Below are 22,143 nucleotides of genomic sequence, written 5' to 3'. Positions count from 1 at the left end.
CGATGAGCAATCCCCGCCACAATACCCGCGATGTCCGCGCCCCGCAGGGCACCACGCTCACCGCCAAGAGCTGGATGACGGAAGCGCCGCTCCGGATGCTGATGAACAATCTCGACCCCGATGTCGCCGAGCGCCCGCACGAGCTGGTGGTCTATGGCGGCATCGGTCGCGCGGCCCGCACCTGGAACGATTTCGACCGCATCGTCGCGACGCTGAAGGATCTGACCGAAGAAGAGACGCTGATCGTGCAATCCGGCAAGCCGGTGGGCGTGTTCCGCACCCACAGGGATGCGCCGCGCGTGCTGATCGCCAATTCCAACCTCGTGCCGCACTGGGCCACCTGGGATCATTTCAACGCGCTGGATAAGAAGGGCCTTGCCATGTACGGCCAGATGACGGCCGGCTCCTGGATCTATATCGGCACGCAGGGCATCGTGCAGGGCACTTACGAGACGTTCGTGGAGGCCGGGCGCCAGCATTACGGCGGCAATCTCAAGGGCAAGTGGATCCTGACCGGCGGGCTCGGCGGCATGGGCGGCGCCCAGCCGCTCGCCGCCGTCATGGCCGGCGCCTGCTGTCTGGCCGTCGAATGCGACGAGACCCGTGTCGATTTTCGCCTGCGGACCCGTTACGTCGATGCCAAGGCGCACACGCTGGACGAGGCGCTGGCGATGATCGATGCCTGGGCGAAGGCCGGCGAGGCGAAGTCGGTCGGTCTCATCGGCAATGCCGCCGACATTTTCCCGGAGCTCGTCTCCCGCATGAAGGCCGGCGGCCCGCGTCCCGACATCGTCACCGACCAGACTTCGGCCCATGACCCGATCCACGGCTATCTGCCGGCCGGCTGGAGCGTCGCCGAATGGCGCGCCAAGCAGGAAAGCGACCCGAAGGCCGTGGAAGCGGCGGCGCGCGCCTCGATGAAGGTGCATGTGGAGGCCATGGTCGATTTCTGGAATGCCGGCGTGCCGACGCTCGACTACGGCAACAACATCCGCCAAGTGGCGCGGGAAGAGGGCTTCGAGAATGCCTTCGCCTTCCCCGGCTTCGTGCCGGCCTATATCCGCCCGCTCTTCTGCCGGGGCATCGGTCCCTTCCGCTGGGCGGCGCTCTCCGGTGATCCGGAAGACATCTACAAGACGGACGCCAAGGTGAAGGAACTGCTGCCCGACAACACGCATCTGCACACCTGGCTGGACATGGCGCGCGAGCGCATCGCCTTCCAAGGCCTGCCGGCGCGCATCTGCTGGGTCGGGCTTGGCGATCGCCACAAGCTCGGGCTGGCCTTCAACGAGATGGTGCGCAATGGCGAGCTGAAGGCGCCGGTGGTGATCGGCCGCGATCATCTCGATTCCGGCTCCGTCGCCTCGCCGAACCGCGAGACGGAAGCGATGAAGGACGGTTCGGATGCCGTTTCCGACTGGCCGCTGCTGAACGCGCTGCTCAACTGTGCCTCGGGTGCCACCTGGGTTTCGCTGCACCATGGCGGCGGGGTCGGCATGGGCTTTTCGCAGCATTCGGGCATGGTGATCTGCGCCGACGGCACCGACGATGCGGCACGCCGGCTGGAGCGGGTGCTGTGGAACGACCCCGCGACCGGCGTCATGCGCCATGCGGACGCGGGCTATGACATCGCGCTTGACTGCGCGACGGAAAAGGGCCTGCGCCTGCCGGGCATTCTCGGCAACTGAGGGGCGGAGATGCGCATTCTTCGCCGGGCGGATTATCGGCGTATGCCGTGGAAGAATGGCGGCGGTCTCACCGAAGAGATCGCCGTCCACCCGCCTGGCGCTGACATGGACGGTTTCGACTGGCGGCTCAGCATCGCGCATGTCGACACCGATGGTCCCTTCTCTCGCTTTCCCGGCATCGATCGCAGCATCGCCGTGCTGTCTGGCGGCGGTATGGGGCTGTCGGTCGAGGGCGGCGACGAGGTTGCGCTGCTGGAAGCGGCGGCGCCCTTCGCCTTTGACGGCGGGTCGGCGGTGGTCAGCCGCCTCTTCGCGGGGCCGACCGTGGACCTCAACATCATGACCCGGCGCGGACGGCTGACGCACTGGATGCAACGGATCGTGCTGCCTGTCGATAGCGAGATCGCTGGTGCTGAAGCCGGGACGCTGCTGGTGGCGACGGCACCGTTTGGTGTCATGGTCGGCGGTGAAACCACTGCGGTGACGGCGTTCGATACGGTTCAGGTGGATGCGGGCGAACGTTTGGGCGTGGTGTCCGAAGCCGCGGTGATCCGTATCGATCTGGCGCCTGTGCGGTAGGGCATTCCGGCATTCGCGGCGGCAAGGCTGCGTCTCGGCTGTCGCCGGTCCCATCGAATATTTCCGTGGATTCGCGGGCTGCCGGATTCCGTCTTTCGCCGCCACGGCTTAGCAGGAGTCCGGCGAGGGCGCGGCGTGCGTGTAGCTGCCTCTCGAGCCTGCCTGCGATCGCCTGCTGCGCGGTGCATCGAATACGATTCTTGTGCCCGGCCGTTGTCTCGGCGGGAAAAGCACCATGCATTTGCTGGATAGCCTGCGATAGATCGCCTGCTTTCAATGGAAATTCCTCCCGCCGGGCATGGCCTGCGCGGCTTCGATGATCTCGGCGCGTGAGGGTTTGCGCCGTTGATCGACGGTCGGGCGCTGGGCCTCGTCGGCGCGCGGGTTAAGGGCAAAGCGGCGCTCTTCGCCCTTGAGAAGGCCAAGCGCCGCGGTCATGTCGACGATCTCCTCGGCCACCACATGCACGACATTCGAATGGTTCTGCAGCCGGCCGCGCACCCGCACCAGACGGGCGCCCATGACGACGGGGCGGAAGGTTTCGAAGACCTTCGGCCAGACGATGATGTTGGCCACACCCGTCTCGTCCTCCAGCGTCATGAAGATGACGCCGCGGGCCGAGCCGGGGCGCTGGCGCACCAGGACGAGGCCGGCAACGGTGAGGCGCGTGCCGCTTCTGGTGGCGTCGAGGCTCTTGTTCTGCCGGCACCCCAGACGGTCGAGATCGGCGCGCAGGAAGGAGAGCGGATGGGCCTTCAGCGACAGCGACAGGCTGCGATAATCGGCGATCACCTCCTCGCCCGGCAGAAGCGACGGCAGGCTGACGGCCGCTTCCGGCTGGATGTCGCTGCTTTCGGTGACGGAAAAAAGCGGCAGATCCTCGCACGGGGCATCGAGCGCCCTGACGGCCCACAGCGCGGCGCGGCGATCAAGGCCGAGCGAGTGAAACGCATCTGCCTCGGCCAGCTTCTCGATCGTGCCGCGTGACAGGCCGGTGCGGCGCCAGAGATCGCGCACGGAATCGTAGCCGCGCCCGCGCAAGGCGACGAGGTGGCGCATGTCCTTTTCGGAAAGGCCCTTGGCGAGCGAGAAGCCGAGCCGCAGCGCGTGGCGCGTGCGCATGATGCCGATCATCGGGCGGTGGCGGGGCAGGACGGCGTGCGGGCTTATGCCGTCGCCGTCGCCCGGTCCCAGCGGCTCCAGACGCGTGTCCCAGTCCGATGCGTTGATGTCCAGCGGGCGCACCGTGACGCCGTGTTCGCGGGCATCGCGCACGAGCTGGGCTGGGGGATAAAAGCCCATGGGCTGCGAATTCAGCAATGCGGCGCAGAAGACATCCGGGTAGAAGGCCTTGAACCAGCAGGAGACATAGACGAGCAGCGCAAAGGAGGCGGCATGGCTTTCGGGAAAGCCATATTCGCCGAAGCCCTCGATCTGGCTGAAGCAGCGCTCGGCGAAATCGGCCGGATATCCCCGCGCCACCATGCCATCGATCATGCGCTGCTTGAAATTGCCGACCTCGCCGGTGCGGCGGAAGGTGGCCATGGCGCGGCGCAGCCGATCGGCCTCGCCGGGGGAGAAGCCGGCGGCGGTGATGGCGATCTGCATGGCCTGCTCCTGGAAGAGCGGTACGCCGAGGGTGCGCTCCAGCACGGCCTCCAGTTCCTTGCTCGGGTAATCGGCCTTTTCCCGGCCTTCGCGGCGCTTGAGATAGGGGTGCACCATGTTGCCCTGGATGGGACCGGGACGCACGATCGCGACCTCGATGACGAGATCGTAGAACCGTTTCGGCTTCAGGCGCGGCAGCATGCTCATCTGGGCGCGGCTTTCGATCTGGAAGACGCCGATCGTGTCGGCCCGCGTCGCCATCTCGTAGACGGCGTCCTGATGGTCGTTGAAGATCGAGGCCAGCGTCTCGCGCCGGCCGTAGTGCCGGTCCAGCAGTCGCAGGCCCTTGGCGAGGCAGGTGAGCATGCCGAGGGCGAGCACGTCCACCTTCAGGATCTTCAGCGTATCGAGATCGTCCTTGTCCCATTCGATCATGTAGCGGCCATCGGCGGTGTTCATGATCGGCACGATCTCGTCCAGCCGGTCGCGGGTGATGACGAAGCCGCCGACATGCTGGGAGAGATGGCGGGGAAAGCGCTGCAGGAGGTCGGCATAGCCCAGCACGCGCTTCGTCGTCGGCTCGCGCATGTCGAGGCCGGCGGCCTTTGCCTGATCCTCGCTGAAACCTTCGGTCCACCAGCCCCAGATGGAGCCCGACAGCGCCGACTGCACGTCTTCCGACAGGCCGAAGGCTTTCGCCGTCTCGCGGCCGGCCGAGCGGGCGCGATAGCTGATGACGGCAGCGGCAAGGGCTGCATGCTCCTTGCTGTAGGTCTGGTAGATGAAGTCGATTACTTCCTGCCGGCGCGCATGTTCGAAATCCACGTCGATATCGGGCGGCTCGTCGCGTTCGGTGGAGATGAAGCGGGCAAAGAGAAGGGTGGTCTGTTCCGGGTTCACCTCGGTGATCCCAAGACAATAGCAGACGGCGGAATTGGCGGCAGAGCCGCGGCCCTGGCAGAGGATGTCCTTTGCGCGCGCGGCGCGGATGATGCGGTAGACGGTGAGAAAGAAGGGTTCGTAGCGCTTCTCGGCGATCAGCGTCAGTTCGTCCTCCACGAGTTTTGCCACCTTTTCCGGCACGCCGTTCGGAAAGCGGCTGCGTGCACCCTCGTACGCCAGTCGGCGCAGCGCCACGGCAGCGGGTTCGCCGTCGATCGCCTCGTCGGGATACTGGTGGCCGATCTCGTCGAGGGAAAAGTCGAGGCGGAGCCAGAAGCGCTCCGTGGCCGCGATCGCCTCCGGGTGGTCGCGCAGCAGGCGGGCCATTTCCTTGGGTGCTTTCAGGTGACGCTCCGCATTGGCCGTCAGCCGGAAGCCGGCCTCGACGATCGGTACGTGTTCGCGGATCGACGTCAGCACGTCGGCCAGCGGTCGGCGGTCGGCGCGGTGGTAGACGGCATCGTTGGTGGCGAGAAGCGGCAGGCCGAGCCGATCGGAGAGGCGTGCGAGTTCGGCGAAGAAGAGGCGGTCGGTGCCGTCATAGCGCGGGCCGATGGCAATGTGCAGGCGTTGGCCGAGATGAGGGGTGAGACGCTCCAGCCGGATGCGGAAGGCGTCGATGGCGGCGGTCTCCGCCGAAGGGGCGAAGGCCGCAAACAGGAGGTCGGCGTTCCACTCGATGAGATCCTGCTCGAAGAGGGTGCAGGTGCCCTTGGTCGAGCGGATGTTGCCGGCGCTCAGCAGGCGGCAGAGGCGGCCCCAGCCGACCCGGTTCATGGGGTAAGCGAGCAGATCCGGCGTTTCGTCGGCAAAGGACAGCCGGGCGCCGGGGCGAAAGCCGTAGCGCTCCTTCTTTGCCACCGCATGCAGGCGCACCACGCCGGCCACCGTGTTGCGGTCGGCAAGGCCGATGCCGCCGATGCCGAGGCGAGAGGCGGCCGTCACCAGCTCTTCCGGGTGCGAGGCCCCTTCGAGAAAGGAGAAATTGCTGCGCAGGCCGAGTTCGAAGAAGGCGGGAGCGGCCGCGTCCTTCGGCGATTTCGTCTTTGGCCCAGGGGGGTGAGCAGACATGACAGCCATCCTCCTCAGGCAAAGAGGCCATGCAGGAACCAGCGGGGCATGGCGATGCCGCTGAAGACACCTTCGCGGAACAGCCAGAAGCGGCGGCCCTCGACATCCTCGACGCGGAAATAGTCGCGCACCGGGTGGTCTTCGCCGTCGATCCACCATTCGCCGGCGATGCGCTCCGGCCCCTCGGCACGGCGAACGCGATAGAGCGCGCGGCGCCAGCGGAAGCTCATCGGCGGTCCCTCCGGCACTTCGGCGGTGGCCTCGACCGGTTCCGGCCGGGTAAAGAGGCGCAGTGGACGGACCGTGCCGATGGCCGCCACGGCGCGGGTCAGGCGCGCCATGGCCTGTTCTGCCCGCAGGCCGGCGATGCCGGCTTCGGCGGCCGGCAGGAAGCTTGCGGCCCGCTCCGGCACATGGCTTTGCCGGGGAAGGGTGAGTTCGAGGCTTTCGGCCCCAAGCCGTGCCGTCACCTGATCGATGAAGCCGGCGAGTGGTCGGTCCTCCTGGCCGGCCTCTTCCAGATCGCTTTGCAGGGCCTTTATCTTTTCCTCGCGCATGACCCGCAACTGCAGCATTTCAAACCCGAAGCCGGCATCGATATCGTCATGCAGGGCCGCCAGTCTTTCCCCGAAGAGGCCGGCAATGCGGGCGGGTTCCCGCAGCGGCGCAGAGGTCGCGACATCGAGACGGAAGACGCGGCCATCGACGCGGAAAAGCTGGAGTTCGAAGCTGCGGCCGCCTGCGCCGCGGGCCTCGAGGCCGGGCGTGAGGCCGGTGGCGAGGCTGAGCGTGATCGCGAGGATATCGTCTTGCGCCACCACGGGGGAGGCAAGCCGACGCTCGGCCGAGAGGAGGGCGACGGGGCGGCGCGGGCTGATCGGCTCGTCCTCTCGTCCGAGCGCCTGATCGAGCCTCAGGAGCGGCAGGGGGCCGAAGCGGCGGGCAAGCGGGGCGCGCGGCAGGCTCATAATGTCGCCGACGCGGGCCAGGCCGAGCCGGGCCAGGCCGTCGCGCATCTCCGGCGGCAGGCGCAAGGCCGCCAGCGGCAATGGGGCGAGCGTTTCTTCCTCGGCGCCGGTTTCGACGATCTGGGCGGGGGCGGCACCGAAGCGGGCGAGCGCCCAGGCAAGGCCGGGCGTGGCGGCAATCGTGGCGCGGGCTTCAAGGCCGAGGTGGAAAAGGCGCGCGAGCAGATCGGTGATCAGCACCTTTTCGCCGCCATGCAGATGGGTGCAGCCGGTGACATCGAGAAAGAGGCCATCCGTGCCGTCGAGGCCGACCAGCGGCGTATAGCGATCACACCAGTCGGCAATGCCCGAAAGCAGGGCGCGATCGGCGGCGGGGTCGGCCTGCATGACATCGAGCCGCGGCCGCATGGCGCGGGCTTCGGCAATGCCCAGCCCGAGCCGCAGCCCGGCCTCTTCCGCCATGCGGTCGAGCGCGACGATGCGCATGGCATTACCGTCGCGCCCGGAGAGAACGATGGGCGGGTGATCAGGACGCCCGGCGGAAAGCCACGACCTGCCCCAGAGACTGCGGCTGATCCGGTCCGTCGGCAGATGGGGGAAGACGATCGACAGGATGCGGCTGCCCTGTGCCTGGAAGAGTGGAGTTGGCAAGAGCGGTGCCGATGGTGTCATCGTGGTCGTGGAAACGAAGGTCATGGGCGCTCCATTCGAGGCTGAGGGTTTGCGGTGGAACGGCACGGTTTTTTTCGATGGTGACGGCGAAGACGGGATTGCCGAGACTGCCGGGCAGGGCGGCCCCGTCCGACAGGCGGCGGGCGGCGGCGTGGGCAGGTCGCACGGCAAAGCGCAAGCGTGCGGCGCTTGCCTGCGCCTCTCCGCCCTGCCTTAAAAGCAGAAGCGGCAGGCCTGATGCCTTCGCCTTCAGGTGCAGGCGGCGGCTTTCGGTGAAGCCGAGGGCGGCGGGATTGCCGCGCACCTCCAGCGTGACGGCTGCGAAATCTCCGCAGGCAAGGGCGGCCTCCACCACCCACAGCGCATCCTCGATACGGCGCGGGCGGGAAAACAGAAGGCGCATCGTGTCGAGCCCGTGATCGCCAAGACCGGGCGCATAGGGAAGACCAGCCTCGGCGGCTGCCTGGCGCTCGGCCACCCAGAGCAGGCTGCGGCGTCCCGTGGCCTGGCGGTCCCGCTGGTAGAGGCCCGCAAGCGCAAGCGTGAAGCCGCTTGCCGTGCCGGCCTCGCGGGTCTCGTCGTGGCGCACCTCGATCAGGCCTTCCTGCGGAAGACCGCCGCCGAGCAGCGCGTCGAAGCGCGCCGCGCCGAGCGGCAGGCGGGCTTCGCCTGAAAATTGCGCGTCGTCCGGACATGCCGGGTTGCGATCCCTGAAGGACGGTGTGCGTCCCTCGATCCGGGCCAGGGTGTCACGCAACATCGACAGGCGGTCGCCGGCCAGACCCGCAGTCTGGCCAGAGATCTGGGCACCGTCCATGGCACTCTCCAATGTTCCTGTTTTGTTCTAATGGATTCCAGAGGGCGTCCGGAGAGTCAATCCTCTTTTGGCGGGAAGTCTTGCGGCAGCGTCTACCACAGGCGGCAGGCGCGGGATCGACGGACGGCTTGAACGGCGGGGCCGGCTCGGGCAGAACGGCGGCATGAGAGAGCCAAGCACGCAAGCGTCCATGGAGAGTGTCACCCGGCCCGCGCCGCAGGTGGCGATCGTCGGCGGCGGGCCGGCAGGGCTGATGGCGGCCGAGGTGCTGGCGCGCGCGGGCATTCGTGTGACGGTCTACGACGCCATGCCTTCGGTGGCGCGCAAGCTGCTCCTGGCGGGAAAATCCGGCCTCAACATCACCCATTCCGAGCCGCATGCGCGCTTGCGGACCCGCTTCGGCGCGGCCGGCGGTTTCCTCGCCCACGCCCTTGATGCCATGACGGGCCGGGATGTGGAGGCCTTCGCGGCCGGGCTCGGGGTGGAGACGTTCACGGGCAGTTCGGGCCGCGTCTTTCCTGTTGCGATGAAGGCCTCGCCGCTCCTGCGTGCCTGGCTGGCGCGGCTTGCGGCGCTTGGCGTCAAGGTGCGGACACGGCACCGCTGGACGGGGTTCGACGGGCAGGCGCTGCGCTTCGAGACACCCGAAGGCCTGGCCCGGGTGACGGCGGATGCGGTCCTGCTGGCGCTCGGCGGGGCCAGTTGGCCGCGGCTCGGGTCGGATGCGGCCTGGGTGCCGCTTCTGGCGGAGAAGGGCGTGACGATCGCGCCGTTCCGGCCGGCCAATTGCGGTTTCGATGTCCGCTGGAGCGAGATGTTCGCGACGCGTTTTGCGGGCGCGCCGGTGAAATCGGTCGCGACCCCGATCGGCGGCCGGATGGTGAAGGGCGAGTTCGTCGTGACCGGCCACGGGATCGAGGGAAGCCTCGTCTATGCGGCCTGCGCGGCCCTTCGCGACCGGCTGCTGGAGACGGGCAAGGCGGATTTCGTGGTGGATCTGGCGCCGGACAGGACGGTGGAGGCGCTGGCGGCGGCCTTGCATCGGCAGGCGCCGAAGCTCAGCTTTTCCAACCGGTTGCGGCGGGCAACCGGGCTTGACGGCGTCAAGGCCGCGCTGCTGCGGGAGGTGGTGCCTGATCTTGCGGCGCGTGATGCCAGCGCTTTGGCTGAGGTCATCAAGGCCCTGCCGATCCCGCTGGCCAGCCCGCGGCCGATCGCCGAGGCGATTTCTTCGGCGGGCGGCATCCGGCTTGATGCGGTTGGCGCAGATTATCAGCTGATGGCGCTGCCCGGCGTGTTCGCAGCCGGCGAAATGCTGGATTGGGAAGCGCCGACGGGCGGCTATCTGCTGACGGCCTGCTTCGGTACGGGGCAAGCGGCGGCGCGGGGCGTGCTTGCCTTTCTCGGCCGAAGCTTGCCGTGAGGATCAGGCCAGCGGCACGGGATGGTAATCATCCACGCCGCCGAAGCCGCCGGTTTCCATCAGCGGGAAGACCTCTTCGGTGAGATAGGGGCCGCCGCCGACCGAATCGCGCGACGACAGCAGCACGAAACGTCCGACGGTGAAGGGCAGCGTGTGGAAATTGCCGCGGCCGGCCAGATATTCCACCACATCCTCCACACGCGTGTTGCGCAGCCTTGCGAGCGTCACATGGGGCGTGAACTTGCGGGGATCGGCGGGAAGGCCGAGGCGCTGGCAGATGCGCTCGATCTCGGCCTGCAGCGCGGTCATGTCCGGGCTGGCGCTGACGCCGGCGAAGACCGAATGCGGCTTCTTGGAGCCGAAGGCGCCGGTGCCCGACAGCTGGATCTGAAATTCCGGGCGTTCGATGCGGTCGAGCCTGTCGACGATCTCGTCGGCTGTGCGGCCATCCACATCGCCGATGAAGCGCAGCGTGATGTGGTAGTTCTCCACATCGATCCAGCGTGCGCCGGGCAGGCCGCCGCGCAACAGAGACAGGCTCATGGCGGCGCTGCGGGGGATCTCGAGTGCGGTGAACAGTCTCGGCATGTCGAGCTCCCCGATTCAAGGTCTATGGCCTCAGCGAATCATGCATCCGCCATCGACGCAACTCCTATTTAGCACCTGCAAAAACTCAATTTGCGGGCGCACTTTTCCCGATGCCGGCAATGAAGGCCTCGGCCGTCGGCAGGAAGCGCTCCACCATCACGCCGACACCGTCGGCATTGGGGTGCATGCCGTCTTCCAGCTGCAATGCCGGATGCGTTACGACGCCATCCAGAAAGAAGGGGTAGAGCGCCACGCCATGGGCCTTGGCGAGATCGCCGTAGATGGCGTTGAAATCCCGGCCATAATCCTCGCCCATGTTCGGCGGTGCCAGCATGCCGACGAGCAGCACGGCGATGCCGCGCTCCTTCAGCCGGGTGATCATGCGCTCCAGATTGGCGCGGCTGTCAGCCGGGGAAATGCCGCGCAGGGCGTCGTTGGCGCCGAGTTCGAGGATGACACCCTTCGTGCCATCGGGCACAGACCAGTCGATGCGGGCAAGCCCCCCCGAGGTCGTGTCGCCGGAAACGCCGGCATTTTCGATGGTGACGTCGATGCCCTTGTCGTTGAGCGCCTTCTGCAGGCGGGCCGGAAAGGCGTCACCCGGCGGCAATTGATAACCGGCCATCAGGCTGTCGCCGAAGCCGACGAGCTTCACAGGCTCGGCCGCCGCAGGCAGGATGGCGGCCGCCATCCACGCGCAGGCCGCAAACAAAAGCGTGAACCAGCCTTTTTTTCCCATGCCGCTCTTCCTAAATCGCGATGACGCCGAGACGCCTCTCCCGCACATATAGGGTTCCCTTTCGTGGCAAAAACCATCATTGCGCTGAAAAATGCCGATCTTACGCTTGGACAGGGCGAGGCTTCCGTCCACGTGCTGAAGCAGATGACGCTGTCCATCGAGGCGGGCCAGTCGGTCGGCATCGTCGGCCCTTCCGGGTCGGGCAAATCGACGCTGCTGATGGTGCTTGCCGGACTGGAGCGGCTGGACAGCGGCGAGATCGTCATCGACGATGTGGCGCTGCATGCACTTGGCGAGGATCGCGTGGCGGAATTCCGCGGCCGCACGATCGGGATCGTCTTCCAGTCCTTCCATCTCATTCCCAACATGACGGCGCTCGAAAACGTTGCCGTGCCGCTGGAACTGGCCGGCACGCCGAATGCCTTCGACATCGCCCGCAAGGAGCTTCAGGCGGTGGGGCTTGGTGCGCGGCTGTCGCATTATCCGGGCCAGCTTTCGGGCGGCGAGCAGCAGCGCGTGGCGATCGCGCGGGCCCTCGCCCCGCAGCCGAAACTGCTCATCGCCGACGAGCCGACCGGCAATCTCGACACGGAAACAGGTCGCCAGATCGCCGATCTCCTGTTTGCCGAACAGGCCGGGCGCGGCATGACGCTGGTGCTCGTCACCCATGATCCGTCCCTGGCGGCGCGCTGCTCGCGGCAGGTGAAGGTGCGCTCGGGCGAGATCGTCACCGACGGTGCCGCGTCAGCCGCGCGACCGCTGGCGGAGGCGGCGCGGGCATGAGCGCGGACATGGCTGCGGGCCGGGCCGGATTGCGCGGGCAGCTTGCCGTTGCCTTCCGCTTCGCGCTGAGGGAAATGCGCGGCGGCCTCAAGGGCTTCTACATCTTTCTTGCCTGCATCGCGCTCGGCACGGCGGCGATCGCCGGCGTCAATTCGCTCTCGCAGGCCATTACCGGTGCCATCGAGGGGCAGGGGCGCGAGCTTCTGGCCGGCGATCTGCGCTTCGAACTCGACAATCGCGAGGCGACGCCGCAAGAGCGGGCCTTTCTCGAACGCCTGGGCACGGTTTCGGTCAATTCCGGCCTGCGCTCCATGGCGCGGCTGCCAGATGGATCGAACCAGGCGCTGGTGGAGCTGAAGGCGGTCGATGAGGCCTATCCGCTCTACGGAACGGTGCAGACGGATCCGGCAGGCGAGGGCATTCAGGCGCTTCTGCAGCCGCGCGACGATGCGTTCGGGGCGGTTGCGGCCCCGCTGCTGCTCGACCGGCTGGGCCTGAAGGTCGGGGATGCGCTGATGCTCGGCAAGGCGCGGCTGGTGATCACGGCTTCCCTGACGCGTGAGCCGGATGCGGTTTCCGACGGGTTCGGCTTTGCGCCACGCATCATGATATCGCGGCAGGCGCTGGCGGCCAGCGGGCTGGTGCAGACCGGCAGCCTGATCGAACATGCCTACAAGATCCGCCTTGCGCCCGGCGAGAGCGCCGCGGAGGCCCGGCGTCTGGCCGAGGAGACATTCCCGGCCGCCGGCTGGTCGATCCGCACCAGCTCCAATGCCGCTCCGGCGCTGACCGCCAATGTGACGCGGTTTTCGCAATTCCTGACGCTGGTGGGTCTGACGGCGCTGATCGTCGGCGGCGTGGGCGTGGCGAACGCCGTGCGCGCCTATATCGATTCCAAGCGGGCGGTGATCGCCACCTTCAAGTGCCTCGGCGCGCCGGCCTCCGTGGTGCTGATGATCTATCTCATCCAGATCCTCGCCATTGCGCTGATCGGGATTGCCATCGGCCTCGTGCTGGGCGCCATCATCCCTTACGCGGCCGCGCAGTTCCTGGCCGGCACGCTGCCGGTGCCGGAAGGGTTTTCGCTTTATCCCGGAGCACTGGCGCTGGCCGCCCTCTTCGGCATCACGACGGCACTTGCCTTCGCCATCCTGCCGCTCGGCCGCGCGCGGCGCATTCCCGCCACCGCTCTGTTCCGGGAGCAGGGGCTGGACGGCCGTCGCCTGCCGCCCTGGCGCTATCTGACGGCGGCGGTCGTGCTGCTGGCGATCCTGTGCGGCCTCGCCATTTTCACGGCCTATGACCGGCGCATCTCGGCGATCTTCTTGGCGGCCGTTGCCGGGTCCTTCGTCGTGCTCCGGCTCGTCGCCTTCGGCGTGGCGTGGCTGGCGCGGCGCAGTCCGGCGATCCGCTCGACGCCGCTCAGGCTGGCGGTCGGCAACATCCATCGTCCCGGCGCGCTGACGCCGTCGGTCGTGCTGTCGCTCGGCCTCGGCCTGACGCTTCTCGTCACGATCGCGCTGATCGACGGCAATCTCAGGCGCCAGCTGACGGGAAGCCTCGCGGAACGGGCGCCGAACTTCTTCTTCGTGGATATCCAGGGCAGCGAGGTGGAGGGCTTCCGCACGCTACTGAGTGAAGCCCTGCCGGAGGGCAAGATCATCGAGGTGCCGATGCTGCGCGGGCGGATCATCGCCTTCAACGGTGTCGATGTCGCAAAACTCACCGTGCCGCCGGCCGGTCAATGGGTGCTGCGGGGCGATCGTGGCATCACCTATGCGAAGAACCTGCCGGAGAATTCGGCGCTTTCGGAAGGCAGCTGGTGGCCGGCCGACTATAGCGGCGAGCCGCTCGTCTCCTTCTCGGCGCAGGAGGCCAGGGAACTCGGCCTGAAGATCGGGGACACCGTGACGGTCAATGTGCTCGGCCGCAACATCACCGCGAAAATCGCCAATTTCCGTACGGTGGAATGGGAATCGCTCTCGATCAATTTCGTCATGGTCTTCTCGCCCAATACCTTTGCCGGAGCGCCGCACGCGTGGCTTGCGACGATCATCGATCCCACGGCGACGGCGCCCCAGGAGGCCGAAGCGCTGCGCCGCATCACCAATGCCTATCCGACGATCACCAGCGTGCGCGTGAAGGACGCGCTCGACATCGTGAACCAGCTGGTCGCGCAACTGGCAACGGCGATCCGCGCGGCGGCCTCCGTGGCGCTTGCCGCCTCCGTTCTGGTGCTGGCGGGGGCGCTTGCCGCCGGCAACCGGGCGCGTATCCACGATGCCGTGATCCTCAAGACGCTGGGTGCCACGCGGCGAACGCTGATCCGCGCCTTCAGCTACGAATATGCCATTCTCGGCGCGGCAACGGCGGTTTTCGCGCTTGCGGCCGGCGGGGTTGCCGCATGGTTCGTGGTCTCGCAGATCATGGGTCTGCCATCGGCCTTCCTGCCGGATGTGGCGCTGACGACGCTTCTCGTTGCGCTCGTCATGACGGTCGGGATCGGGCTTGTCGGCACCTGGCGGGTTCTCGGGCAGAAGGCGGGGCCGGTGCTGCGGGAGCCTTAGGAAACGCGCAAAGACGGACGCATTAACCCTTTGTAATCTCTTTGACGCGGGCGGGGTCTTGTCTCCTGCCTGCCGCCCCCTCATATTGTCTTGCAAGGCAAGCTGAAATCCCGCAGCGGCGCCTGAAGCGGATGCGACCTAAACCGCACCGCATGGCTCGATGGACCCGGGGATTCTATAGAGGAAACAATGGCTGATCTGAGAAACTACCAAACCCGCTCGACGCCGGCCGGCGTACAGGCCGGTGCGGTGATCGATCAAGGCCTGCGCAGCTACATGCTGAAGGTCTACAATCTCATGGCCATCGGCCTGGCGATCACCGGCGTCGCCGCCTATGGCACCTACATGGCGGCGGTCTCCAATCCGGCCTTCGCCCAGCTTCTTTTCGCATCTCCGCTCAGGTGGGTGATCATGCTGGCGCCGCTCGCAATGGTCTTCTTCCTGAGCTTCCGCATCAATTCGCTGAGCGTCGGTGCCGCGCAGACGGCCTTCTGGGTCTATGCCGGCCTGATGGGCCTGTCGCTGTCGTCGATCTTCATGGTCTATACCGGCCAGAGCATTGTGCAGACCTTCTTCGTGACGGCCGCTTCCTTCGGCGCGCTCTCGCTGTTCGGCTACACGACGAAGCGTGACCTGTCGGCCTTCGGCTCGTTCCTGATCATGGGTCTCTTCGGCCTGATCATCGCGTCGATCGTCAATATCTTCCTCGCCTCCTCCGCGCTGAACTTCGCGATCTCGGCCATCGGCGTGCTGCTGTTTGCCGGCCTGACCGCCTGGGATACGCAGAAGATTAAGGAAATGTACTTCGAAGCCGATGGCGCCGACGTTGCCGGCCGCAAGGCCATCATGGGCGCTCTCTCGCTCTACCTCGACTTCATCAACCTCTTCCTGTTCCTGCTGCGCTTCCTCGGAAACCGCAACTAACGGAAAAGCGCCTGTCTTCCTCTCGTTTGAGGAAGGCGGCGAACGGGTTACAGACCGACACTCTTGGCGAATGGCCGTATCGGAAACGATGCGGCCATTTTCTTTTGTCCTTTATAGGCAAGGGCAACAACGAAAAAGGCCCCGGAGAACCGAGGCCTTTCGCATTATACCGGATGATCCGGACCAGATCTTATTCTGCAGCGTCAGCCGGCTTTTCAGCAGCGAGCTTCTCGGCAGCAGCGACCTTCTCGGCTTCGATGCGGGCCTTTTCGTTGGCAACGGCCTGGCGCTCGGCATCGTTGAGCTTGCGGGCGCGGGTGTTGGTGTTTTCAACGATACGGGCAGCCTTGCCGCGCAGGTCGCGCAGGTAGTAGAGCTTGGCGCGACGGACCTTGCCGCGGCGGACGACTTCGACGCTTTCGACGAGCGGCGAGTAAACCGGGAACACGCGCTCGACGCCTTCGCCGTAGGAGATCTTGCGAACGGTGAAGCTCTCGTTGATGCCGCCGCCGGAACGCGCAATGCAGACGCCTTCATAGGCCTGGACGCGGGTACGGTTGCCTTCCGTCACGCGTACGTTGACGCGGATGGTGTCGCCGGCGGAGAATGCGGGAAGCTCGCGCTTGGCGGCGATCTTGGCGGCCTGTTCGGCCTCGAGCTGGGCAATGATGTTGGTCATTGGTCTACCTTTTCCATTTCTTCTGAAACGACCAGAGCGCTCTCTGCAACGCCTCGGACTTTTGCCTCGGCCGTCGCGCGATCCATTTTCGTGATCAGCGGGAGCGAATGCGCCATTCTTTATTGGCGGACGGGATTCCCCGAACCGGCCGGGGCTTTACAGGAGAATGACGGGTTTGTCACCCCCTCAAACGTCTGGAATACCTGAAAACACGCCGGCTTCTTCGCCTCTTGTCCAACTTGAAACTTCGCAAATGCCCAGATAAGCGGGATGGCGGAGGAGATATCATGACCATTCTGACCATCCTGCTGCTCGCCGCAGCCGGCTTTCTCTCCGGCGTCGTCAATGCGATCGCCGGGGGCGGGACGTTTCTGACCTTCGGGGCGATGACGCTGACGGGTGTGCCGCCGATTTCGGCGAATGCGACCTCCTCCGTCACGCAGTTTCCGGGCTATGTCACGTCTGCGCTCGCCTACCGCAAGGAAATCCTTGCCCGGCCGCGCGAGGCGGTCATCCTCGGTCTCATCTCCATCATCGGCAGTCTCGGCGGCGCGCTGATCCTGTTGTCGCTGTCCAATCCCTCCTTCCGCAGCCTCGTACCGTGGCTGCTGCTGGCGGCGACCGCGATCTTCTGGGCCGGGCCCTATCTCCGGCCGAAGAGCACCGGCGAACACCGCGATGTCGGGTTCGGCGGCATGGTCGGGCAGTTCGTGACATCGATCTATGGCGGCTTCTTCGGCGCCGGCATGGGCATCATGATGCTCGCCGTGCTCGGCCTTGCGACCGGCGGCGACTATCACCGGCTGAATGCGTTGAAGAATTTCATCGCCATGGTGATCGCAGCGATCGCCATCGTCGTCTTTGCCGGCGGCGGGGTCGTGGCCTGGCCGGAGGCGCTGGTGATGATCCCGGCCGGAGCGCTCGGCGGCTATTCGGGCGTCTGGGTGGCCCGGCGCGTGCCGCAGGGCATTATCCGGGCGCTGGTCGTGGCGGTCGGCCTGTTCCTCACGGGCTATTATTTCGTGACGGCCTGAAGAAGGTCGGGGCGGCGTTCGCGGGTCAGGCGCAGGGCTTCCTCGTGCCGCCATCTGTCGATGGCGGCGTGGTTGCCGGAGGTGAGAATCGCCGGAATCTCGCGCCCCTCGAAGACCTGCGGGCGGGTATAGTGAGGATGTTCCAGCAGCCCGCCCTCGAAGCTCTCATGCACGCCGGAGAGATCATTGCCCATGACGCCCGGCAGGATGCGCACGACGGCATCGAGCAGCGTGAGCGCCGCCGGCTCGCCGCCTGACAGGATATAGTCGCCGATGGAGACCTCTTCGAGGCCGCGCGCCTCGATGACGCGCTGATCCACGCCCTCGAAGCGTCCGCAGACGATGACGACGCCGGGGCCGTCGGCGATCTGGCGCACCCGGCCTTGCGTCAGCGGCCGGCCGCGCGGGCTCATCAGCAGGCGCGGACGTTCGTCGCCCTCGGTCACATGGTCGATGGCCCGGGCCAGCACATCCGGCTTCAGCACCATGCCGGCGCCGCCGCCGGCCGGCGTATCATCCACGGTTCGGTGCCGGTCGGTGGCGAAGTCGCGGATCTGCACGGGCTCGCAGGCCCAGTCTCCCCGCGCCAGCGCCTTGCCGGCGAGCGAATGGGCGAGGTGGCCCGGAAACATCTCCGGATAGAGCGTCAGGATGGTGGCGCGAAACGGCATGGCGCTCAGCTGCCTTTCGGCAGGAAGGGGCTTTCGGTACCGTCCTTGTCGGTGTCGATCAGGCCGGCGGCGATGGGATCGACCAGCATCTTGCCGGCTTCGAGGTCGATTTCGAGCACGGCGGCCTCGGAGAAGGGAATGAGAACGGGGCGCTTGCCCGGACCTTTCAGCTCCAGGAGATCGCCGGCGCCGAAGTCGAAGACGCCGGTGACGCTGCCGTAGCTGCGGCCCTCGGCGTCCACGGCTTCCAGCCCCTCGAGATCGGCATAGAAGAATTCGTCCTCTTCCAGATCCTCGTCGGGCAGGTTTTCGCGCTCGATGTAGAGGTCGAGGCCGTTCAGGGCTTCGGCGGCATTGCGATCGTTGATGCCGCGGAAGCGGACGATGACCACGGTCTTGGCCTCGCGGATTTCGAGGATCTCGAAGCTGCGGCCATCCATGCTGTGCAGCGCGCCGTAATCGCCGACGGCCATGGGGTCTTCGGTGAAGGCCTTCAGTCGCACCTCGCCGCGCAGGCCCTGGGCCGCGCCGACGGTTGCCATCAGGATCGGGTCTTCGAGCTTCGGCATGGTAGCAGGTCCTTGCATCCTCTGGCGTTCTGCATAACGCAAACGGGCGGCGTTCGCACGCCGCCCGTCATGGGAAAATCCCGTTTGCCCGGCCTTATTCGGCTGCGGCTGCGGCGTCGGCGGCCTTCTGGGCCTTCTCGGCGGCGCGTTCCTGGGCCTTCTTGCCCGGCTTTGCCTTGTTCGGGTTGTTGCGGGCTTCGCGGGTTGCGAGGCCGGCTTCGTTCAGGAAGCGCAGGACGCGGTCGGTCGGCTGGGCGCCATTGTCGAGCCAGTGCTGGACGCGCTCGTTGTTGAGGACGGTGCGGTTGGCGTCGTCCTTGCCGAGCATCGGGTTCCAGGAGCCGAGCTTTTCGATGAAGCGGCCGTCACGCGGCGAACGGGCGTCGGCAACGACGATCTGGTAGTAGGGACGCTTCTTGGAACCGCCGCGGGCGAGACGAATCTTGAGGGACATGGTTTGCTCCTTTGGATGTTTTTGAGAGGCCGTCTTCCGACGGGCTCCGGTCTGGTTTTACGTGTCTGAACCGCCGAGATCGGCGGCAATGGCTTCATGGTGCCGGATGACTTCCTTGATGATGAAGTTCAGGAACTTCTCGGCGAAATCCGGGTCCAGATCGGCATCCCGCGCAAGCTTGCGCAGCCGTTCGATCTGGTATTCCTCGCGCGCCGGATCGGCCGGCGGCAAATCGTACCTGGCCTTGAGAACGCCGACCGCCTTGGTGCAGCGGAACCGTTCGGCCAGCATGTGAACGAGCGCGGCGTCGATATTGTCGATCGACTGCCGGTAACCCGCCAATTCCTTCTTCACCTCGGGATCGACCATCGCCGCGGCTCCTTACTTCTTCTTGGGCATGCCCGGCAGGCCGGGGAAACCGCCGCCGAGGCCGGGAAGCTTCGGACCGCCAAGACCCGGCATGCCGCCGAGGCCGCCACCCATGCCCGGCAGGCTGCCGGGCTTGATGCCGGCGGCTTCGGCCTGCTTGGCCAGCGCTTCCAGCTGCTTGGGGTCCATCTTGGACAGATCCGGCATGCCGCCCATGCCGCCGCCAAGGCCACCCAGACCCATCTTGCCGGCAAGGCCGCCCATCATCTGTTTCATCATGCCGCCCTTGCCCTTGCCGCCCATCATCTTCATCATGTCCGCCATCTGGCGGTGCATCTTCAGAAGCTTGTTGATGTCGGCCGCATCCGTGCCGGAACCGGCGGCGATGCGCTTCTTGCGGGAGTGCTTCAGGATATCGGGGTTGGCGCGCTCCTCGCGGGTCATCGAGGAGATGATGGCGAGCTGACGCTTGAACATCTTGTCGTCGAGGCCGGCGGCAGCGAGCTTGTCCTTCATGCCGCCCATGCCGGGCATCAGACCCATGATGCCGCCCATGCCGCCCATGCTCTGCATCTGCTTCAGCTGGTCGGAGAGATCGTTGAGGTCGAACTTGCCCTTGGCCATCTTCTCGGCCATGGCGCGGGCTTTTTCGGCGTCGATGTTCTCGGCCGCCTTTTCGACGAGCGCAACGATGTCGCCCATGCCGAGGATGCGGTCGGCCACGCGGCGGGGATGGAACTCCTCGAGCTCCGTCATCTTTTCGCCGACGCCGATCAGCTTGATCGGCTTGCCGGTGACGGCACGCATGGAGAGTGCCGCGCCGCCACGGCCGTCGCCGTCCATGCGGGTCAGCACGAGGCCGGTGATGCCGACGCGGCTGTCGAAGTTGCGCGCGAGATTGACGGCGTCCTGACCGGTCAGCGCATCGGCAACCAGCAGGATTTCATGCGGGTTCGACTTGCGCTTGATCTCGGCCATCTCGAGCATCAGCGGCTCGTCGATATGGGTGCGGCCGGCGGTGTCGAGGATGACGACATCGTGGCCGCCGAGTTTCGCGGCCTGAACGGCGCGGGCGGCAATGTCGGTCGGGGTCTGGCCGGCGATGATCGGCAGCGTATCGACGCCGGTCTGGACGCCCAGCTGGCGCAACTGCTCCTGCGCGGCCGGGCGGCGCGTGTCGAGCGAGGCCATCAGGACCTTCTTGCGGTCCCGGTCGGTGAGGCGCTTGGCGATCTTGCCGGTGGTGGTCGTCTTGCCCGAGCCCTGCAGGCCGACCATCATGATGACGACGGGGGCGGGGGCGTTGAGATCGATCGACGCACCCTCGGTGCCGAGCATGGACACGAGCTCGTCATGGACGATCTTGACGACCATCTGGCCGGGCTTGATCGACTTGACGATCTCGGCGCCGACGGCCTTTTCGCGCACGGCCTCGGTGAAGGCGCGCACCACGTCGAGCGCCACGTCTGCCTCCAGCAGCGCGCGGCGAACCTCGCGCAGCGCCGCGGAAACATCAGCTTCCGACAGGGCACCACGGCCGGTCAGTCCGTTCAATATGGACCCGAGGCGGTCCTGAAGGCTCTCGAACATCATCTCATCCTAGTCGTTTCGATCATCCGAAACGTCGGGTGTTTCCCACGCGAAAACAAGACGCAAAGCCAAAAAGCACCCGAGGGCGCAACGCGCTGTCGGATGTTGCCCTCCGGGTTCTGTCCTTGAAAGGATGACCCGGTCGGAGGCTCGGTGGTCTCGTCTGCATGAAAGCGAACGGCGGGCTTAAACAGGAAAGCGGGGCGAAAGTCAAGGATGCCGGGGTTTTTGGCGTTTACCGCCACGGATTTGCAATTTCACGGTGAGCAACCAACTTAAGTGGACCTCTCGCCGCCCCAGCAGGACACTTTATCCCCCATGCCCAGCAATCGCTATTATTCCGGTCCGGTTTCCGACCATTTCGACGGAAACCGCTTCTTCAATCCGGGTGGTGTCGCACCGCTGGGCTTGCGCGCGGTTTGGCGCTGGAAAACGGGGGGAGGGATCGAGGACTGGCCGAAGCGACTGGAGAGCCCCTTCGTCGGAACGGTGCCGGAAGCGCGGGTAGAAGGCGATGGCTTGCGCGTCACCATGATCGGCCATGCCTCCATGCTGATCCAGGTGGTGGGCCTCAATATTCTGGTCGATCCGGTTTTTGCCACCCGCGTTGGGCCGCTCGGACTGGTGGGGCCGAAACGGGTGACGCCGCCCGGTGTTGCCTTCGATGCATTGCCAGCGATCGATCTCGTGATCGTCACGCACAATCATTACGACCATCTGGATATCGACGCCCTCAAGCGGCTCGTGAAGGTGCATGCGCCGCGCATCCTCACCCCGCTTGGCAATGATACGATCATTCGCCGCGCCATTCCCCATGCGGCCGTCGAGGCGATGGACTGGGGCGATGCGGTGCAGGTGATGCCAGGCGTTTCCGTGCATTGCGAGCCCTGCCACCACTGGTCGGCGCGCGGCATCGGCGACCGGTCCATGGCGCTGTGGGCCGCTTTCGTGATCGCAACGCCTGCGGGACGCATCTATCATGTCGGCGATACCGGATTTCACGAGGGCATCAACTATCGCGCCGTGCAGGCGCGTTACGGATCCTTCCGCCTCGCCAATCTGCCGATCGGCGCCTATGAGCCGCGCTGGTTCATGAAGGGGCAGCACCAGAACCCGGAGGAAGCAGTGGAGGGCATGCGGCTTTGCCATGCCGCTTATGTCGCCGGCCATCACTGGCGCACCTTCCGGCTGACGAACGAGACGCCGGATGCACCGCGGCAGGCCCTTCTTGCCGCGCTCGATGCGGCCGGGATCGGACGGGAGCGGTTCCGGCCGATGCTTGCCGGCGAAGCCTTTGACGTCCCGCCGGTGGCCTGAGGCCTCGCGCATCGGACCGCACGGCTGCAAGACTGGCATTTGCAGGGTTTTTGCGCCATATACGGCGCAATTGCCTTTGATGGGATGAACG

General features: G+C 66.2%; 19 protein-coding genes. 8 read left to right on the top strand and 11 right to left on the bottom strand.

Annotation, left to right across the window (positions count from 1 at the left end; genetic code table 11):
• Positions 1-2: 2 nt before the first annotated feature.
• On the top strand, positions 3-1,688 hold the full coding sequence (gene hutU, locus ACED18_RS17185) for a urocanate hydratase (RefSeq protein WP_377294485.1): 1,686 nt from the start codon (positions 3-5) through the stop codon (positions 1,686-1,688).
• A 9-nt stretch (positions 1,689-1,697) separates the two neighbouring features.
• The gene (locus tag ACED18_RS17180) at positions 1,698-2,267 is read left to right on the top strand and encodes a HutD family protein (RefSeq protein ID WP_377294483.1); all 570 of its coding nucleotides are present in this window, start codon (positions 1,698-1,700) and stop codon (positions 2,265-2,267) included.
• Positions 2,268-2,540: 273 nt separating this feature from the next.
• Here the strand turns inward: ACED18_RS17180 and ACED18_RS17175 are convergent, their stop codons facing one another.
• The 3 genes from ACED18_RS17175 to ACED18_RS17165 are packed head-to-tail and all read right to left on the bottom strand — an operon-like array spanning position 2,541 to position 8,345.
• The gene (locus tag ACED18_RS17175; RefSeq protein WP_377294481.1) at positions 2,541-5,888 is read right to left on the bottom strand and encodes an error-prone DNA polymerase; all 3,348 of its coding nucleotides are present in this window, start codon (positions 5,886-5,888) and stop codon (positions 2,541-2,543) included.
• 14 nt (positions 5,889-5,902) lie between these two features.
• Positions 5,903-7,432, bottom strand: a complete 1,530-nt coding sequence (locus ACED18_RS17170) for a DNA polymerase Y family protein (RefSeq protein ID WP_377294560.1) — start codon at positions 7,430-7,432, stop codon at positions 5,903-5,905.
• On the bottom strand, positions 7,383-8,345 hold the full coding sequence (locus ACED18_RS17165; protein WP_377294479.1) for an ImuA family protein: 963 nt from the start codon (positions 8,343-8,345) through the stop codon (positions 7,383-7,385). Before ACED18_RS17165 ends, ACED18_RS17170 begins: the two co-directional genes overlap by 50 nt.
• 190 nt (positions 8,346-8,535) lie before the next feature.
• On the opposite strand from ACED18_RS17165, the gene ACED18_RS17160 reads away from it, so the two are divergent.
• Positions 8,536-9,768 carry a TIGR03862 family flavoprotein gene (locus ACED18_RS17160; RefSeq protein ID WP_377294477.1) on the top strand — a complete coding sequence of 411 codons (1,233 nt, stop codon included), beginning with the start codon at positions 8,536-8,538 and terminating at the stop codon, positions 9,766-9,768.
• A 3-nt stretch (positions 9,769-9,771) separates the two neighbouring features.
• Here the strand turns inward: ACED18_RS17160 and thpR are convergent, their stop codons facing one another.
• Positions 9,772-10,356, bottom strand: a complete 585-nt coding sequence (gene thpR, locus ACED18_RS17155; RefSeq protein WP_377294475.1) for an RNA 2',3'-cyclic phosphodiesterase — start codon at positions 10,354-10,356, stop codon at positions 9,772-9,774.
• A gap of 85 nt (positions 10,357-10,441) precedes the next feature.
• A complete protein-coding gene (locus ACED18_RS17150) occupies positions 10,442-11,047 on the bottom strand; it encodes an arylesterase (protein WP_377294558.1) in 606 nt (201 codons plus the stop codon).
• A gap of 111 nt (positions 11,048-11,158) precedes the next feature.
• Between ACED18_RS17150 and ACED18_RS17145 the strand changes: the two genes are divergently transcribed.
• The 3 genes from ACED18_RS17145 (at position 11,159) to ACED18_RS17135 (ending at position 15,369) form a co-directional block, all read left to right on the top strand.
• Complete coding sequence (locus ACED18_RS17145) at positions 11,159-11,878, top strand: ABC transporter ATP-binding protein (RefSeq protein ID WP_377294473.1); 720 nt, start codon at positions 11,159-11,161, stop codon at positions 11,876-11,878.
• Positions 11,875-14,445 carry an ABC transporter permease gene (locus ACED18_RS17140; protein WP_377294471.1) on the top strand — a complete coding sequence of 857 codons (2,571 nt, stop codon included), beginning with the start codon at positions 11,875-11,877 and terminating at the stop codon, positions 14,443-14,445. The genes ACED18_RS17145 and ACED18_RS17140 overlap by 4 nt, the downstream gene beginning before the upstream one ends.
• A 189-nt stretch (positions 14,446-14,634) precedes the next feature.
• Positions 14,635-15,369: a Bax inhibitor-1/YccA family protein gene (locus ACED18_RS17135; protein ID WP_377294469.1), complete on the top strand. Its 735-nt coding sequence runs from the start codon at positions 14,635-14,637 to the stop codon at positions 15,367-15,369.
• A 190-nt stretch (positions 15,370-15,559) separates the two neighbouring features.
• Here the strand turns inward: ACED18_RS17135 and rplS are convergent, their stop codons facing one another.
• On the bottom strand, positions 15,560-16,048 hold the full coding sequence (rplS, locus tag ACED18_RS17130) for a 50S ribosomal protein L19 (RefSeq protein ID WP_377294467.1): 489 nt from the start codon (positions 16,046-16,048) through the stop codon (positions 15,560-15,562).
• A 287-nt stretch (positions 16,049-16,335) separates the two neighbouring features.
• Here rplS and ACED18_RS17125 point away from each other — a divergent pair, with 287 nt between their 5' ends.
• On the top strand, positions 16,336-17,082 hold the full coding sequence (locus ACED18_RS17125) for a sulfite exporter TauE/SafE family protein (protein ID WP_377294465.1): 747 nt from the start codon (positions 16,336-16,338) through the stop codon (positions 17,080-17,082).
• Here ACED18_RS17125 and trmD read toward each other — a convergent pair.
• The 5 genes from trmD to ffh all read right to left on the bottom strand — a co-directional run bounded on the left by trmD (position 17,064) and on the right by ffh (position 20,735).
• Positions 17,064-17,753, bottom strand: a complete 690-nt coding sequence (gene trmD / locus ACED18_RS17120; protein ID WP_377294463.1) for a tRNA (guanosine(37)-N1)-methyltransferase TrmD — start codon at positions 17,751-17,753, stop codon at positions 17,064-17,066. The two genes, ACED18_RS17125 and trmD, sit on opposite strands and share 19 nt — an antisense overlap.
• A 5-nt stretch (positions 17,754-17,758) precedes the next feature.
• Positions 17,759-18,322, bottom strand: a complete 564-nt coding sequence (rimM, locus tag ACED18_RS17115; protein WP_377294461.1) for a ribosome maturation factor RimM — start codon at positions 18,320-18,322, stop codon at positions 17,759-17,761.
• A gap of 94 nt (positions 18,323-18,416) precedes the next feature.
• Positions 18,417-18,776, bottom strand: coding sequence for a 30S ribosomal protein S16 (gene rpsP / locus ACED18_RS17110; protein WP_377294459.1), 360 nt, complete (start codon positions 18,774-18,776; stop codon positions 18,417-18,419).
• Between the two features lie 57 nt (positions 18,777-18,833).
• On the bottom strand, positions 18,834-19,145 hold the full coding sequence (locus tag ACED18_RS17105; RefSeq protein WP_377294457.1) for a chorismate mutase: 312 nt from the start codon (positions 19,143-19,145) through the stop codon (positions 18,834-18,836).
• A gap of 12 nt (positions 19,146-19,157) precedes the next feature.
• Positions 19,158-20,735 (bottom strand): signal recognition particle protein, encoded by a 1,578-nt coding sequence (gene ffh / locus ACED18_RS17100; RefSeq protein ID WP_377294455.1) that lies wholly within the window; start codon positions 20,733-20,735, stop codon positions 19,158-19,160.
• Positions 20,736-21,053: 318 nt separating this feature from the next.
• Between ffh and ACED18_RS17095 the strand changes: the two genes are divergently transcribed.
• Positions 21,054-22,052, top strand: coding sequence for an MBL fold metallo-hydrolase (locus ACED18_RS17095; RefSeq protein ID WP_377294453.1), 999 nt, complete (start codon positions 21,054-21,056; stop codon positions 22,050-22,052).
• The last annotated feature ends 91 nt before the right edge of the window (positions 22,053-22,143 follow it).

This window comes from Rhizobium sp. SG2393 (genome assembly GCF_042610495.1).
In the GTDB taxonomy this organism is placed as follows: domain Bacteria; phylum Pseudomonadota; class Alphaproteobacteria; order Rhizobiales; family Rhizobiaceae; genus RU20A.
This window is presented reverse-complemented; position numbering and strand designations above follow the sequence as displayed.

Coding starts and splice junctions, on each gene's coding strand:
- ACED18_RS17125 (WP_377294465.1), top strand. CDS start 16,336: ATGACCATTCTGACCATCCTGCTGCTCGCCGCAGCCGGCTTTCTCTCC.
- ffh (WP_377294455.1), bottom strand. CDS start 20,735: ATGTTCGAGAGCCTTCAGGACCGCCTCGGGTCCATATTGAACGGACTG.
- ACED18_RS17105 (WP_377294457.1), bottom strand. CDS start 19,145: ATGGTCGATCCCGAGGTGAAGAAGGAATTGGCGGGTTACCGGCAGTCG.
- ACED18_RS17095 (WP_377294453.1), top strand. CDS start 21,054: ATGCCCAGCAATCGCTATTATTCCGGTCCGGTTTCCGACCATTTCGAC.
- ACED18_RS17165 (WP_377294479.1), bottom strand. CDS start 8,345: ATGGACGGTGCCCAGATCTCTGGCCAGACTGCGGGTCTGGCCGGCGAC.
- thpR (WP_377294475.1), bottom strand. CDS start 10,356: ATGCCGAGACTGTTCACCGCACTCGAGATCCCCCGCAGCGCCGCCATG.
- ACED18_RS17150 (WP_377294558.1), bottom strand. CDS start 11,047: ATGGCGGCCGCCATCCTGCCTGCGGCGGCCGAGCCTGTGAAGCTCGTC.
- ACED18_RS17175 (WP_377294481.1), bottom strand. CDS start 5,888: ATGTCTGCTCACCCCCCTGGGCCAAAGACGAAATCGCCGAAGGACGCG.
- ACED18_RS17140 (WP_377294471.1), top strand. CDS start 11,875: ATGAGCGCGGACATGGCTGCGGGCCGGGCCGGATTGCGCGGGCAGCTT.
- ACED18_RS17180 (WP_377294483.1), top strand. CDS start 1,698: ATGCGCATTCTTCGCCGGGCGGATTATCGGCGTATGCCGTGGAAGAAT.
- rimM (WP_377294461.1), bottom strand. CDS start 18,322: ATGCCGAAGCTCGAAGACCCGATCCTGATGGCAACCGTCGGCGCGGCC.
- rpsP (WP_377294459.1), bottom strand. CDS start 18,776: ATGTCCCTCAAGATTCGTCTCGCCCGCGGCGGTTCCAAGAAGCGTCCC.
- hutU (WP_377294485.1), top strand. CDS start 3: ATGAGCAATCCCCGCCACAATACCCGCGATGTCCGCGCCCCGCAGGGC.
- rplS (WP_377294467.1), bottom strand. CDS start 16,048: ATGACCAACATCATTGCCCAGCTCGAGGCCGAACAGGCCGCCAAGATC.
- trmD (WP_377294463.1), bottom strand. CDS start 17,753: ATGCCGTTTCGCGCCACCATCCTGACGCTCTATCCGGAGATGTTTCCG.
- ACED18_RS17135 (WP_377294469.1), top strand. CDS start 14,635: ATGGCTGATCTGAGAAACTACCAAACCCGCTCGACGCCGGCCGGCGTA.
- ACED18_RS17160 (WP_377294477.1), top strand. CDS start 8,536: ATGGAGAGTGTCACCCGGCCCGCGCCGCAGGTGGCGATCGTCGGCGGC.